A 14,683-nucleotide genomic window follows, 5' to 3' on the forward strand; every position below is an offset into this window, starting at 1 on the left:
AGGTTTACTCATGATCTCTTTAGTTTTTAGTGTGTGAGCGGCGTTAAGTGGTCGTTTTTGGGCCGTAAATACGTAGTAACAACAAACTTTTGTTAACGGATACGTTTGATAGTGCACCCATCAACATGGCTGAAAGCTGACGATACCGGCCTTTATTGTGAGCCTGGTGAGTTTTACATTGACCCCATGAATGAAGTAGCGACAGCGCTTGTCACACACGGCCACGCTGATCACGCAAGGGCTGGCCATAACAGTGTGTACGCAAGTTCAGAAACACTGTCTATTATGCAAACCCGCTACGGTAAAGACATGGCGATTCACCAGCACGCTGTAACGTTAGGAAAAACCATTGAGTTTAATGACGTAAAAGTCACGTTTTATCCTGCAGGCCACATTCTTGGGTCTACACAGATTCTGATTGAATATGCAGGCTACCGCGTTGTGGTTTCTGGCGATTACAAGCGCCGTCACGATCCTACCTGCCCTCCGTTTGAAGTTGTCCCTTGCGATGTTTTGATTACCGAGGCCACTTTTGGGCTTCCTGTTTTTAAGCATCCGCCCATTGAACATGAAATTGAAAAGCTGCTTCATTCGTTGCGGGTTTTTCCCGAGCGATGTCATCTAGTAGGCGCATATGCATTAGGTAAATGCCAACGGGTGATATTAGCACTGCGCGACGCGGGTTACGCCAAGCCAATTTACTTACACGGTGCGCAGCTAAAACTGTGCGATTTATACAAGCAATTGGGAATAGACTTGGGTGAGTTAATTCCAGTATCTGAGGTAACGGATAAAAAAACCTTGGCCGGTGAGATAGTCATTGCGCCGCCTTCGGCACTTGCTGACAGATGGTCACGAAGCTTACCTAATGTGCGTCCGGTTGTGGCATCTGGTTGGATGCAAATTCGCGCTCGTGCCAAGCAAAAAAATGCCGAGCTGCCACTTATTATTTCTGATCATTGCGACTGGCCCGAATTGCTGCAAACCATCGAAGAAGTAAACCCAAAAGAAGTGTGGGTGACCCACGGCAGAGAAGACGCCTTAATGTATCAGGCAGAGAAGATGGGGTTTAAAGCCAGAGCATTATCGCTAGTTGGTTATGACGAAGAAGAGCAAGGAGGCGACTAGTGGAGGCGTTCAGTAACTTACTAGAGCAACTTTATTACACTGCTGGTACCAAGGCAAAAGCGCAGCTTATCGCTGACTACATTGCCAATACGCCAGACCCCGACCGAGGCTGGGCCATCGCCGCTATGGCGGGCACGCTGCGCTTCGACTTTTTTAAGCGCAACACGGTAAAGAAGCTTGTTACCGAACACACTGACCCCGCCCTTTTCGCCATGAGCTACGATTATGTCGGTGAAGTGAGCGAAACCGTGGCCCATTTATGGCCCCACAGCGAGCCCGCGGATTTCCTTCCAAGTCTCACTGAAGTGGTTGAAACCTTTGCATCGGTGAGTAAACAAAAGGTGTCGGAAACGCTGGCCAATTATTTAACCATAATGACGCCAGCTCAGCGCTGGGCCTTATTGAAGTTAGGTACGCGAGGGCTGCGCATAGGCGTGTCGGCCCGCTCTATTAAACAAATACTAGCCGATTATGGCGATAAAGATATCAAAGAAATAGAAACACTTTGGCATGCGGTTCACCCCCCTTACGTTGACATGCTTCGATGGCTAGAAGGAAAAGCTGAAAAGCCAGATATCGAAAATGCGGTAACCTTTCACCCGGTCATGCTTTCTCACCCCATTGAAGACAGCGATATTGAGGCATTTACTGAGAACACATGGCAAATTGAAAACAAGTACGACGGCATTCGTGTACAGCTCGTTGTTAAGTCAAGTAAAGCTTTTAATGATAGGTCTATTGATAGTGATACAACCAATGAGGATGAGCCCGAAAAAGCACTCTTTTCCCGCACTGGCGATGACATCAGCCACTCATTTCCCGACTTACTTGAGTCTGTTAGCGGTAACATGGTGTTAGATGGAGAACTGCTGGTTATCCACAACGTGGAACATGGCTATGACTTATCTAGAGAATCAACCGCTCAAGGTATGACTACTGGAAATACAACGAGTGGTAAAAGCGACTCACAGGCTTGGTCCACCGCGCAGCCGGATGTGGACACCTTCAACGCGCTTCAGCAGCGCCTTAATAAGAAAAAACCAAGCAAAGCGCTACAGTCTTCCGCTCCTGTAGGGCTCATTGTGTACGACGCCTTAGTGCTTAATGGTGAGGATCTCACTGAAAAAACGTTGAAAGCTCGGCGCCAAGCCCTTGAAAAGTGGTTTAGCGAAAATAGTAACAACCGTTTGTTTCTATCAGAAACCCTTACCGCTACCTCCTCTCAAAGCCTTCGCAAGCTTCACGCTCAAGTTTGTCAAAACCGTGCTGTCGAGGGGCTAATGATAAAGCGCCTCGATAGTAAGTACATTCCCGGCAGGCCGAAGGGTAAGTGGTTTAAATGGAAGCGCGATCCACTGGTTGTTGATGCTGTGATGATGTACGCGCAGCGCGGGCATGGTAAGCGTTCTAGCTTTTATTCCGATTACACCTTTGGTGCGTGGGAAGACAACCAACTACTGCCCATTGGAAAAGCATATTCAGGCTTCACCGATGAAGAGCTTAAGAAGCTGGATAACTGGGTGAGACGCAATGCAGTGGGCCGCTTCGGGCCCGTACGGGAAGTTAAAAAAGAACTCGTATTAGAAGTGGCATTCGACGCTGTACACCCTTCATCAAGGCACAAATCTGGAGTTGCGCTTCGTTTTCCACGTATACATAGAATTCGTTGGGACAAGCCTGCCAATGAAGCTGACACCTTGGCAAATGTAAAAGCGTTAATAGAGAGTTAATACCAGCCCCCAAAAACACTTTCTTAGTCATGCAAAATCGCAGAGAATGGGAGAAGACAAATCATCGGGTTTACAGCCTGAACAAAACAATAGGAAGTCGCCATGCCTAAGGCTAGTGAAATTAAAAAGAATAACACCGTGGTATTTGACGGAAAAGCTTGCATTGTTCGCGATATTGAACGCTCTGTTCCCCAAGGCCGTGCTGGTGGCAGTATTTATCGCATGCGTATGTATGACGTGGTAACGGGTGCTAAATACGACGAAACGTTTAAAGACTCAGATACGTTGGATATGGCAGACCTCACCCGTCGCCCAGCAATGTTTTCTTATATTGACGGTGACGAGTATGTGTTTATGGATAAGGAAGACTACACCCCTTATCACTTGAACAAAGAAAGTATTGAAAACGAAGCCTTATTCATTAATGAAGAAACCGACGGTATCCAGGTTGTTATCGTAAGCGAAGTTCCCGTGGCATTAGACTTGCCAATGAGCGTTGAGCTCGAAGTCGTAGAGACAGACCCTTCTATCAAAGGTGCGTCGGCAACATCACGTACTAAACCAGCCACGCTTTCAACTGGTCTGGTAATACAGGTACCTGAATATATCAGCACCGGTGAATGGATTAAGGTCAACACTGAAGAACGCAAGTTTCAAAGCAGAGCAGATAAGCACTAGGCTCAATTAATGCAGTTAGCTCAATAGCCTGGCACTTTCAATGTCGCTGTTGCTAGTACTTAGAAATAAAAGAGGGTTCAGTTTGACGTGAACCCTCTTTTTTTAACAGTCTGACAAATAACTTATTTAGCGATATTAGCCTGTGTAGGCAGCGCGCTAAATGCGCCGTACTGGGTTACTGTATAAGCTCCGCAGCGAATGGCAAATTCAGTCGCTTCACTAACGTTTTCAAAGTTTTCTGCCCAAGCGTCGAATTCATCGGCATTTTTTACTTTAGTGGAAAGGAAATACAGGAAACCACCAATGAACGAGTCACCTGCTGCTGTGGTGTCTTTCACATCCATTTTTGGCGATGCTAGCGTGCCGCTAAACGACTTAGTAATATAGTGAATTGGCTCGCCGCCATCAGTAACCAGCACCACTTTAACGCCGCTATCTAACCACTGCTGCACTTTTGTATCGGCATTTTCTTCGCCATAAAGCTCCGCGAGCTCTTCACGGCTTGCTTTTAGTATAGACACTTTCTTCGCCGCTTCGTCTATACGCGTTGGCGCGTTGACGGTGTCATCCCAAAACGCTGGGCGATAATTGATATCCAAGCACACCATCATGCCGTTTTCCTTCGCCTTGTTTAGAATAAACTCAGTGCCAGGAATAAGCTCAGGGCCTGAAATCGAACCCGAACAGAAGTGAAGTACAGTATTTTTATCGCAATCGATTGTCGATAAATCTTGCTCTGAAATGTGCTTGTGTGCTGCATTATCGACGTAAAAGTCGAACGAGCGCTCGCCGTTTTCATCTAAATTAACAAATGCTAACGCGGTATTACCTTCTTGTGTTGTCCACACGAAATCTGTATTAACTTTATAGTGCTCAAGCATCTCTTTAAGAAACGCGCCAAAGGTATCATCGCCAACTTTCGATACCATTGCACTCTCGCCACCCAGTTGCGCTACCGCTACAGCAACGTTTGCAGGCGCACCACCCGCATAAGGTTGAAAAGGTTTCATGGCTGGTATGTTGCCATCTTTGGGCGCCGCACCTTGGCTTAACATATCAATAAGCACTTCACCTAAACATAAAATTTTCATACCGGCCTCGTTCAACAAAGTTCAAAATAGACGGTTAAATTTGTGCATAAAACACAAAGTTAACGAATCGTTAAATAATTGGGGCATAGTATTGTCGAAAGAAACAATTAAATCAACCCAATTGATTTAAAATCAGCCTAAAGAATTGTAGGATATGCTTGCGTAGTGTTAGATCATGATAAAAAACTATTTCTGAACAAAGCACTACCCTAATTCTTAAATTTGATACGCGGCTAGCTTGTTATTAAACTCTAGTCTCTCTTAATGGACAGATTGTAATTATATTGAATATTGAACCGGCTTTTCACCTGCCATCCCAAAAGACGCCTTTACTCCTCGATGCTCGCTCAACCAATGAACGGGAAATCCTAACGCTTATTCGTCAACGTGTTGCATTACCCAAGGCTGAAATCGCTCAATTAACCGGTTTGTCCGCGCAATCCGCTACGGTAATCATAAAAAAGCTAGAAGCCGATGGTTTAGTAAAACGTTTAAAGCCTATTAAAGGTGGTGTAGGTCAGCCGAAGGTTCCTTTTGGTATTGACGCTAATGGTGCATTTGGCGTTGGCCTTAAGGTTGGTCGCCGTAGCTTCGACATGACACTGCTTGACTTAAAAGGCAATGTAAAAGCAACACTTCACGAAAAGTCTGACTATCCAACGGTTAGCAATTTACTTAATTTCGCAAAGCGTGCCTTCAACGTGCTCATTAAGAATCTTGATACCGACCAACAACGCCTTGTTAGGGGTTTAGGCGTAGCTATGCCCTTCGAGATTTGGAGTTGGGCAGAGGAGGCTGGTGCTCCGAAAAATGAATTAGAAGAGTGGAGAGAATTCGATCCTCAAAGCGCCCTTGAAGACCTTCTCAACTTACCGGTATTTATTAAAAATGACGCGGGAGCGGCGTGCAGCGCCGAAATGTCTTTCGGCAATCCTAACCGTTACGAAAGCTTCTTATATATTTTCGTTGGCACCTTTTTAGGCGGTGGTCTTGTCTTGAATGGCCAGCTGATAAACGGAAAAACGGGCAATGCAGGCGCTATTGGCTCTTTACCATTTTTTAGCGGCACTTCGCAGCGCCAGTTGATTACTCAATCTTCGCTCTATTTGTTAGAACGGGCACTCGTAGACGCTGGGCAAAACGGCAAACATATTTATGAATCGCCTTCACACTGGTCATGCGACGAGGGCGTCGTTGACTATTGGCTTTCAGAAACCGCCAAGGGATTAGCATTTGCAACTCAATGCGCAATGAGCCTTTTGGATGTAGAGGGTGTAATCATAGATGGTGCTATCCCTAATGACGTAAAGAAATCGCTGGTTGAGAGAACCAAAGGGTCGATGGAGCATCTTGATATGCGCGGGCTTTCAAAGATACAAGTGAGTCCTGGCCTTGTCGGCGCAAAAGCGCAATCTATCGGCAGTGCAAACTTAGCGCTCCAAGCAAACTATTACTAATCATCTGAAAGTTCAAGACAGCGTTGGGGCGGTATACCAGTGAGAGAAAAATAAACGCGCTGGCACCGCAGTATGATTGGTCTCTTCAAATAAGAAGGAGCGAGAGAGCCTACCTAGTCACGACGTTTTTAGCCCCTTTAAGCAGCGCCTCTTTATCTATCTTATTAGGCACTTCCACACCACGTCGCGCTGCTGGCCTTGCTTCAATACTGTTCTTCCAGCGAATGAGATTATCCAAGCCTTCAATGCTAACACCTGACCATTCGTAAGTGCGCACCCAGCACCAGTTAGCCATGTCAGCAATACTATAGTCGTTGACCAAGTATTCACGGTCCTCTAGCCTGCCATCGAGCACAGTGAACAGACGTCGAACTTCGTTTTGGTATCGCTCGATAGCAACAGGGATTTTTTCTTCTAAGTACCGATAAAATACGTTGGCTTGCCCCATCATCGGGCCAATTCCACCCATCTGAAACATCAGCCACTGGATAACCTGGCTTTTACCCTTAGCATCACTTGGCAAGAACATTCCGGTCTTTTCAGCGAGATAAATCATAATGGCGCCGGACTCGAAAACAACGTGGCCATCGGCGTCTCTATCTACGATAACGGGTATACGTCCATTCGGGTTCGTGGCCAAAAACTCAGGGGTTTTCTGCTCGCCTTTCATTAAATTAACCGCATGAGCAGTGTATTCAAGACCCATCTCTTCTAACGCCACCGACGCTTTCCAGCCATTGGGCGTTGCCGCAGTATATAAATCTATCATTAGGCTTTTGCACTCGCTCTGTTACTCACCGCTTCGTACCAGCGAGCTAAATTAACATGCTCTTCGCTCATACGTATTTTTACAACTCGGGCAAAATCCATAGCGCATAACGCCGTTATGTCAGCAATAGAAAAAGCATCTCCCGCTATGTATTCTTTCACACCAAGTCGGCGCTCTAAAATATTGAGATATTTAGCCGCATTTATACCAGCTTCTTTGCCATATTCAGGAACCGGCGTCATACGGTCTTTGAAGTAGCCCGTGGTATGCTGAAAGCACATGCCTACTTGCATCATAAATGCCAGCTCTACTTGTCGCTGCCACATCGATATCGTGGCTTTTTCAACGGGAGTTGTACCCATTAACGGCGGTTCTGGCTGAAGCGCTTCAAAGTAAGTGCAAATGGCATCGGTTTCAGCAATACAGGTACCGTCATCAAGCTCTAGAATAGGAATTTTTCCCAGCGGATTTTTGGCACGCATTTCTGCACTTAAGTTTTCCCCTTTCTGAATGTCGACTTGAACATAGTCAACATCAATGCCTTTCTCGGCTAAAAACATGCGTACTCGGCGTGGATTGGGTGCGGTCTTCGTTTCGTAGATTTTCATAGTGATATGACTAGCCTCGCGAAATGACGATAGAAATAACGTTGGAATTAACGGTGTAAGTTCAGGAACAAAATCTAGATTAGTAAGGTTGTTGCGTGCTTTCAAATCACTTCGTATAGCGGTGATACTATTCAGCGCTTTTATGGTCTTACCATATCACTGCTCGTTCTCTATGCCCTTACATCGACTCGCCTTGTCATCGCGCTGTAAGCACCTTAAGACGTTTAATCTCGTTCGCAGTGAAATATCGCCTTTGGTATTCCGCCAGCGACTCACTCATCGTCTCATGTGAAAGCCCCTGCTCCATCAACCCATCTCTAAAACGTGTGTATGCTTCTACCTTTGCCTGCCACTGAGCTCGCTCTTCCCATGTTTGAGCGAAGCGCTGCGCGACTTCCGTTCCAAATTCTGCGGCTACAGCATTGAAGCGATCGTTTGCACTACTATAGGTGGTCTTGATTTCATTAATGCGATGCATATTCAACGTAGGTTGAAAAGCGTCGCGCTCAGCGGGATCACCCGCCTTCAGGGCGTCTACTATAAGCGCTTTTCTCTCTTCTTTTGAAAGCGTGTCTTCCTGAGCAATGCTCAATCTTGCTAATGCCGCTTCGTCGACTTGTGCCTCTTGACTGAATAAGTAGTGATATTCGTTGTCGGTAAAATACCTACGCCGTATGTTTTCTCTCTCATCTAACTTAAAGGTTACATCTCGTAAACTGTGCGCTGACAGGTCTACCTCTAATTCCACAGACGATAGCGCCACTTTATAATCAACGTAGCGAGAAAATAAATCTGCTGCTGTATGGGCAGACTCTTCTGTGTATTTCGTTTTAGTATGGTTCGAATAGTCAAGTTTAACCACGTGGGGGAGTTCGGAGGTTCGCTCGAATATAAAGCGGTCGAAGGTGTCCTTTGTGGAATAATCCAAGGTGAAGACTTCAAGACCCTCACCAATAAAGTCGGTCCCATGCCCAGAAACAAAAGTAGCAGCATTAGCGCCAATATCATCTTGTTGACTGGCGCTTTCTATTCCGAATTCCCTTTCACCTTGAACGTTTTCGTTTGCATTCGGGGAAGGAGCGCCCACTTCAAACGCCATAAAATCTGAGTCGATATAAAAGAAAATACTGAGACTAAGGAGAGCACACAGCCCTCCTACTATGATAAAACGCCAGCTCAACATCATTTACCTCGTTAAAGGCCTAGGCCTTTGAGTCGGTTCGCTTGACGAACAAATACGTCAACGGGGTTGGTTTCAAACCAATGTGTGATGCCGAAGCTCTGATTGACCTCATCAAGGTGATTCATCTTGTAGTTATCTTTAAGTACTTTACCTAAATGAGAACTACAGGTTGAGACCAACCCATCGTTTGGCTCTTTAAACGCGGTGCCAGTTATCGCTAAAAATGGATCAACAACATCAAATGGATTAGTGTAAGTTTTCCCGCCGCTCCACGAGAAATAATAAACACCGTTTTCAGCAAGCATTTTGCCATCGTTACGACAGTACGCCGTGGGCATCCCTTCAGGGTAACGCTGGTTGAAAGCCACTGAACCAGCAGTTGAAAGTGAATTAAGGGCGGCAATTGAGTCGGTGGGTTTGTCTCTTGGATCTGAGCCTGAAGCAATTTCGATAATATTGGCAACTGCATCAACTACAAGCCCAGTTACGCCTTCACCAACAGAGCCCTCTGAAAACGCATCACGCAATTGGTCGGCTACTTTACTTCCCCAGTTTACGCCCGCCACTGAACTTACCGAGGCGACCTTTTCAGGCGCAACACTGGCAGCATAGCGTGCCGTCGGTCCGCCATGGCTGTGACCAATAAGGTTCACTTTGTCAGCGCCGGACAATGCTAAGACTTCGTCAATATATTCTAAAAGCTGCTCGCCGCGCACTTCCGTGGAATTAGCAGGTGAGACTTCAGCGATATAAACCACGGCCCCGTTTCGGCTGAGTTTATGCGGTACTTTATAGAAATAATCGACAAATAAAATATCTTCAAACCCGAACAACCCATGTACAAGTACAATTGGGTGTTTAGTTTTTGCGTATGTGCTTGAATAAGCCTGCCCGGAAAAGCCTAAAGACAAGCAGAGCAATGTCAATATAGCCGCGAAGGTGCTTTTTCTTATTTGCTTTCGTTGTGTGTGGTTGGTTCGTGTCATAGAGTGTGCTCCATAATTATGGTAATAATCTGGTCTGTGGTCAGACCTTTGTTATAATAATGTAAACACAATGTAAAGATCAAGCTTTACTAACAAGTTTTAATAAAGCGCTCCCGCAAATACACGTCATTTCTAGCCATCCCGTCTAGATAATAGCTTGCGAATTCAGTTAGCTAGCGCTAGCTGTTGGGTATGTCTCACAATACCATTTCCATCTTTCATACAGAGCATAAGCATGATTTATAATCAGCTATTTATCTCTAGAATAGGTTTGAATAAAGTTCACGGCAAGACTCGATGTGGTTAACCACTCACCTTTTAACGGGTTTAACTTCATTCCAATTTGGTGTTTTAACGAGAATGCTTCGCCAACCCAATGCTTTAGCTCGCTCGGTTTCACAAACTTTCGCCAGTCGTGAGTACCAACGGGTAAATACCGCATGACATATTCAGCGCCCACAATTGCAATGATATAGCTTTTTAACGTTCTATTTAGTGTAGCTAAAATGAGAAGTCCGCCTGGTTTCACTAAGCTTGCACATTCCTTGATGAGTTGCTGTTGATCAGGCACGTGCTCGACTACTTCAGCATTAATTACAACGTCATACTGAAGCTCTTCGTACATCACTTCACTGGAAAGCATATGTCTATAAGTGACATCCACACCGCTCTTTTCAGCATGCCGCTTGGCAACTTCTACGCTGACTGCGCTCGCATCTATACCTGTAACATCAGCGCCTAATTTAGCTAAGGGCTCACTGATAAGGCCACCACCACTACCGATGTCAATCATTGACAAAGTTGAATAGTCCGGGGGTATATTACCTTTTCCGAAATGACTTTCTATTTGCGCCTTTATGACCTCTAATCTCGCTCGATTAAAGTCTAATGCAGTTTTGTATTTTCCTTTAGGATCCCACCATGATTCTGCAAGCGCATCAAAACGCGCTATTTCATCTTCAGAGAAATTACTTCCACCTGTTTTTTTACTTTTGTCGAGCACGATTTTTTACCTTTAAACGTAAGTACACTATTGCTTTGTGGTTGACCCTTAATACTTAGGGTCATAAGGTGAGCAGAATAGGGTTGTAGACCTGACGCGATATACTTTCTTATATCGTAACAAAGCGACATCAGTATAGAGATACGTTGTAAAAGAGGGTTCTGATTTTGGCGAACGCAAAAAATGTTTATGGTCGTCCACTGCAGTTGTGTTGCGGGAATGCGGGTTTTACTAGAGAGGGGTTTTGTTATGTCCCAGATGCAGATGTGGGCAACCACAGCGTTTGCGCCATAGTAACCGATGAATTTCTTCAGTTTTCATTACGACAAGGAAACGATCTTATTACTCCTTGGCCTAGCATGACATTTCCCGGTCTGCTTGCTGGAGACCGATGGTGTTTGTGCGCGGCTCGCTGGTTACAAGCTTATGAAGCTGGAGTGGCACCTAAAGTTCGTCTTGAAGCAACGCATGAAAAAGCGCTGGATATTATCCCGTTAGCACTATTAGAAGAATACGCAGCGGATTAGGTTATCTGCACCTTTGGGGATTGTGCAATGAGCTAGAGGGTTATAACGGTTGTGTGCCTTTTTGGTCAGTGAACTGAAGCGGTGAAAAGGGCATGTAAGATAACATGCCCTTTTTTACTGCATCAGCAGGATAACGCCAGAGAAAGCCAACTAAGTTTAAGACTACTCCAATTATTGTGGTGTACGAATTACCATAAGTCGGGTTTCAGACATATCTTCAATGGCGTAGCGAATGCCCTCGCGCCCGAGACCTGAGTCTTTCACACCGCCATACGGCATATTGTCTACGCGCCAGCTTGGTACATCGCCAATCACAACGCCACCAACCTCCAGCACGTCCCATGCTTTGTGTGCTTTATAAATATCACGGGTAAATACGCCAGCTTGAAGACCGTAACGACTATTGTTCACTTCTTTCAATGCTTCATCATAGTCATCAAATGGCACCAAGATAGACAAAGGGCCAAAGGCCTCTTCTGCACTCGCATCACAATCTTTTGGCACGTTTTCCATAACGGTGGCTTGCAGCATTGCCCCCTCTCTTGTGCCACCACATAAGATGGTGGCTCCTTTGTTTTTCGCCTCTTCAATCCAACCGTGAAGGCGTTCAGCCTCTCCTTCAGAAATCATTGGACCGATAAACGTATCTTCATCAGATGGATCGCCAGATACTAGCCCTTTCACTCTTTCTACATAGCGAGATTTAAATTCATCATATATTTTGCTGTGCACGAGAAGACGCTGAACACTAATACAGCTTTGGCCTGATTGATAATACGCGCCAATAATTACGCGGTCGATGGCGTCTTCAATATCGGCATCTTCGTCAATCACGCACGCTGCGTTACCGCCAAGCTCCAACACTACAGGTTTCTTACCCGCTTTTGCTTTAAGCGCCCAGCCCACATCGGGTGAACCTGTGAAGCTAAGCAGCTTGAGTCTTTCATCTGTGGTAAATAAATCAGCCCCATCACGGCTACAAGGCAGAATTGAAAACGCACCTTTAGGCAAGTCTGTTTCCGCTAATACTTCGCCAATAATAAGTGCACCAATTGGAGTGCGTGACGCCGGCTTAAGAACAAACGTACAGCCTGCAGCGATAGCGGGGGCTACTTTGTGGGCGGCCAGGTTGAGCGGAAAATTAAACGGCGATATAAATGAACATGGGCCAATGGGTACCTTCTTAGTCATACCCTGATAGCCCTTTGCGCGGGCTGATATTTCTAAGTTAACCGTCTCGCCATTAATACGCACTGATTCTTCCGCGGCAATTTTAAAGGTGTCAATTAGGCGACTGACTTCGCCTTTAGCATCTTTGATTGGCTTTCCCGCCTCGATGCACAACGCTTGAGCCAGTTCGTCCGCGCGCTCTGTAAAGCGCTTCACGCAGTGCTCTAATACGGCTTGTCTTTCATATGGCGCCATCGCAGCCATCGCTGGCTGGGCTTTTTCAGCGGCAGCAATGGCCTTATCGATAACATCCGCATCTGCTAACGCAACTTTGGTCGCTACCTTTTGGGTATATTTGTTGGTTACGTCCAAGTCGGTATTGGCGTAATGTGGTTCGCTTGCTAAATAATAGGGATAGCTTTCCTTTAACATTCTTGACTCCTTACCTTTGTGTTACGCTGGCTTAAAGCTTGGCGCTCAACTCTTTAATCGTATGATTCAGTGTTTTGTCATTCATGCTGTAATCAACAGGGCAATCGATAATGTGCACACCTTTTGTGTTCAAACACTTATCAACCATATGAATGAGTACGTCGGTATCATCTACCCGCCAGCCCTGCGCTCCATAACTTTGTGCATATTTCACAAAATTAGGGTTGCCATAATCTAAACCAAACTCATCAAACTGCATGTTTGCTTGTTTCCACTTAATCATTCCGTACGCATCGTCACGCAATATGATCACAACAAGATCAAGCTTGAGCCTAACGGCAGTCTCAATTTCCTGGCTATTCATCATAAAGCCACCGTCACCACAGACACTTAAAACAGGAGCATCTGGATTGACGAGTTTTGCGGCAATGGCAGAAGGCAGACCTGCCCCCATTGATGCTAGTGCATTATCTAAAAGCAGCGTATTAGGGTGGTAAGCGGGGTAGTTTCTGGCAAACCAGATTTTGTAGATGCCGTTATCTAACGTAACAATGCCGTTGTCTGGCATAACCTTTCGTATATCCCGCACTAACCGCTCGGGTAAGATAGGGAATCGGTTGTCATCTTCAGCTTCAGCGCGATGTTCGACATAGGCCTGATGCACGTCTTTATAGAAATCGAGTTTCCAACTGTCTTGCGGTGTGATTCCTTCTTTTATTTGCCAAATGCTATTAGCAATGTCACCAACCACTTCAAGCTGGGGGAAGTAAACCGGGTCTACGGCTGCCGAATCAAAATTAACGTGAATTACTTTTTTGTCGTTGTGGTGCATAAAAAACGGCGGCTTTTCTACCACATCGTGGCCCACATTAATAATAAGGTCTGCACGCTCTATCGCTCTGTGAACAAAATCACCGTCTGACAAAGCCGTGTTGCCAGCAAACCGCGAGTCACTCTCATTAAGCACACCCTTACCCATTTGCGTAGTGACGAAGGGAATGCAGGTTTTATCAACGAATTCTCTTAACATTTTTGCTGTGAGTTTACGGTTTGCCCCTGCACCAATGAGCAGCAGTGGAGATTGCGCCTCTTCTATCATGCTGATAGCTGAAGCAATCGCTTTGTATTCAGCAATAGGGCGACGGGTCACGCTAGGCTTTAACAGCTGCGCGCCAGTTTGCTCTGCCGCTATATCTTCTGGAAGCTCTATGTGAACCGCGCCGGGACGTTCTTCAGAGGCTAATCTGAACGCCTCTCTCACCGTAGAAGGAATTCTGTCTCCACTGACAACTTGGCTAGTAAACTTGGTTATCGGGCGCATCATGTCGACAATATCAATAACTTGAAAGCGACCTTGTTTGCTGGTCTTAATTGGCTTTTGTCCAGTGATCATAAGCATAGGCATAGCACCTAACTGAGCATAAGCCGCTGGAGTAACTAAATTGGTAGCTCCGGGCCCGAGGGTGGATAAGCATACGCCCACTTTTCCAGTAAGCCTGCCGTAGGTGGCGGCCATAAAACCTGCTCCCTGTTCATGTCTAGTGAGTACGAGCTTAATAGAGGAATTTCGTAGTGATTCTAGTAAGTCGAGGTTTTCTTCCCCGGGTATACCAAAGACATATTCTACGCCTTCCGCTTCTAACGCTTTTACAAATAAGTCTGACGCTTTCATGTATAGCACGCTCCTTGTAGAGGGGGTAGCTCAATAGTTTATGGTTGATTTCTACGGTACTAGTATAAAAAACGATTGGTATTATTTTGTGACAAGCTCGTCAATGATACGTTCAGAACACACCATTCACTGTGCAATGAGAGAGTGAAGGCCGCAGCAATGTCTATTGAGCTAAGTGTTTAACCATGTGACAGACAAAGTTGCGGTAAGATTTTGAAGCGAGAGTAAAGAGGCCCCGCCGGGTTAGAC

13 protein-coding genes are annotated in these 14,683 nt (G+C 45.7%); 5 read left to right on the forward strand and 8 right to left on the reverse strand.

Annotation, left to right across the window (positions count from 1 at the left end; genetic code table 11):
* The first annotated feature begins 111 nt into the window (after positions 1–111).
* The 3 genes from JC525_RS14220 (at position 112) to efpL (ending at position 3,536) form a co-directional block, all read left to right on the forward strand.
* Complete coding sequence (locus tag JC525_RS14220; protein ID WP_198816405.1) at positions 112–1,128, forward strand: ligase-associated DNA damage response exonuclease; 1,017 nt, start codon at positions 112–114, stop codon at positions 1,126–1,128.
* Entirely contained in the window at positions 1,128–2,858 is a 1,731-nt protein-coding gene (locus JC525_RS14225; protein ID WP_198816406.1) for a cisplatin damage response ATP-dependent DNA ligase, read from the forward strand. The genes JC525_RS14220 and JC525_RS14225 overlap by 1 nt, the downstream gene beginning before the upstream one ends.
* 102 nt (positions 2,859–2,960) lie before the next feature.
* Positions 2,961–3,536 (forward strand): elongation factor P-like protein EfpL, encoded by a 576-nt coding sequence (efpL, locus tag JC525_RS14230; RefSeq protein WP_198816407.1) that lies wholly within the window; start codon positions 2,961–2,963, stop codon positions 3,534–3,536.
* A gap of 122 nt (positions 3,537–3,658) precedes the next feature.
* Here the strand turns inward: efpL and JC525_RS14235 are convergent, their stop codons facing one another.
* Entirely contained in the window at positions 3,659–4,627 is a 969-nt protein-coding gene (locus JC525_RS14235) for a carbohydrate kinase family protein (protein ID WP_198816408.1), read from the reverse strand.
* Between the two features lie 284 nt (positions 4,628–4,911).
* Here JC525_RS14235 and JC525_RS14240 point away from each other — a divergent pair, with 284 nt between their 5' ends.
* Entirely contained in the window at positions 4,912–6,084 is a 1,173-nt protein-coding gene (locus JC525_RS14240; protein ID WP_198816409.1) for an ROK family transcriptional regulator, read from the forward strand.
* A 109-nt stretch (positions 6,085–6,193) separates the two neighbouring features.
* Here the strand turns inward: JC525_RS14240 and JC525_RS14245 are convergent, their stop codons facing one another.
* The 5 genes from JC525_RS14245 to ubiG form a co-directional block, all read right to left on the reverse strand.
* Positions 6,194–6,853, reverse strand: coding sequence for a glutathione S-transferase family protein (locus JC525_RS14245; RefSeq protein ID WP_198816410.1), 660 nt, complete (start codon positions 6,851–6,853; stop codon positions 6,194–6,196).
* The gene (locus JC525_RS14250) at positions 6,853–7,461 is read right to left on the reverse strand and encodes a glutathione S-transferase family protein (RefSeq protein WP_198816442.1); all 609 of its coding nucleotides are present in this window, start codon (positions 7,459–7,461) and stop codon (positions 6,853–6,855) included. Before JC525_RS14250 ends, JC525_RS14245 begins: the two co-directional genes overlap by 1 nt.
* 196 nt (positions 7,462–7,657) lie before the next feature.
* Complete coding sequence (locus JC525_RS14255; protein WP_198816411.1) at positions 7,658–8,647, reverse strand: lipase secretion chaperone; 990 nt, start codon at positions 8,645–8,647, stop codon at positions 7,658–7,660.
* Positions 8,648–8,655: 8 nt separating this feature from the next.
* Positions 8,656–9,630, reverse strand: a complete 975-nt coding sequence (locus JC525_RS14260; protein ID WP_198816412.1) for an esterase/lipase family protein — start codon at positions 9,628–9,630, stop codon at positions 8,656–8,658.
* Between the two features lie 250 nt (positions 9,631–9,880).
* Positions 9,881–10,633 (reverse strand): bifunctional 2-polyprenyl-6-hydroxyphenol methylase/3-demethylubiquinol 3-O-methyltransferase UbiG, encoded by a 753-nt coding sequence (gene ubiG / locus JC525_RS14265; RefSeq protein ID WP_198816413.1) that lies wholly within the window; start codon positions 10,631–10,633, stop codon positions 9,881–9,883.
* 167 nt (positions 10,634–10,800) lie between these two features.
* Here ubiG and JC525_RS14270 point away from each other — a divergent pair, with 167 nt between their 5' ends.
* Positions 10,801–11,160: a DUF2237 family protein gene (locus tag JC525_RS14270; RefSeq protein ID WP_198816414.1), complete on the forward strand. Its 360-nt coding sequence runs from the start codon at positions 10,801–10,803 to the stop codon at positions 11,158–11,160.
* A gap of 171 nt (positions 11,161–11,331) precedes the next feature.
* Here the strand turns inward: JC525_RS14270 and JC525_RS14275 are convergent, their stop codons facing one another.
* Both JC525_RS14275 and JC525_RS14280 read right to left on the reverse strand, forming a co-directional pair.
* Positions 11,332–12,762: an aldehyde dehydrogenase family protein gene (locus JC525_RS14275; protein ID WP_198816415.1), complete on the reverse strand. Its 1,431-nt coding sequence runs from the start codon at positions 12,760–12,762 to the stop codon at positions 11,332–11,334.
* Positions 12,763–12,793: 31 nt separating this feature from the next.
* The gene (locus tag JC525_RS14280; RefSeq protein WP_198816416.1) at positions 12,794–14,434 is read right to left on the reverse strand and encodes an acetolactate synthase large subunit; all 1,641 of its coding nucleotides are present in this window, start codon (positions 14,432–14,434) and stop codon (positions 12,794–12,796) included.
* Between the last annotated feature and the right edge of the window lie 249 nt (positions 14,435–14,683).

This window comes from Alteromonas sp. IB21, from assembly GCF_016405965.1.
In the GTDB taxonomy this organism is placed as follows: domain Bacteria; phylum Pseudomonadota; class Gammaproteobacteria; order Enterobacterales; family Alteromonadaceae; genus Alteromonas.

Coding starts and splice junctions, on each gene's coding strand:
- efpL (WP_198816407.1), top strand. CDS start 2,961: ATGCCTAAGGCTAGTGAAATTAAAAAGAATAACACCGTGGTATTTGAC.
- JC525_RS14235 (WP_198816408.1), bottom strand. CDS start 4,627: ATGAAAATTTTATGTTTAGGTGAAGTGCTTATTGATATGTTAAGCCAA.
- JC525_RS14245 (WP_198816410.1), bottom strand. CDS start 6,853: ATGATAGATTTATATACTGCGGCAACGCCCAATGGCTGGAAAGCGTCG.
- JC525_RS14250 (WP_198816442.1), bottom strand. CDS start 7,461: ATGAAAATCTACGAAACGAAGACCGCACCCAATCCACGCCGAGTACGC.
- JC525_RS14255 (WP_198816411.1), bottom strand. CDS start 8,647: ATGATGTTGAGCTGGCGTTTTATCATAGTAGGAGGGCTGTGTGCTCTC.
- JC525_RS14260 (WP_198816412.1), bottom strand. CDS start 9,630: ATGACACGAACCAACCACACACAACGAAAGCAAATAAGAAAAAGCACC.
- JC525_RS14275 (WP_198816415.1), bottom strand. CDS start 12,762: ATGTTAAAGGAAAGCTATCCCTATTATTTAGCAAGCGAACCACATTAC.
- JC525_RS14280 (WP_198816416.1), bottom strand. CDS start 14,434: ATGAAAGCGTCAGACTTATTTGTAAAAGCGTTAGAAGCGGAAGGCGTA.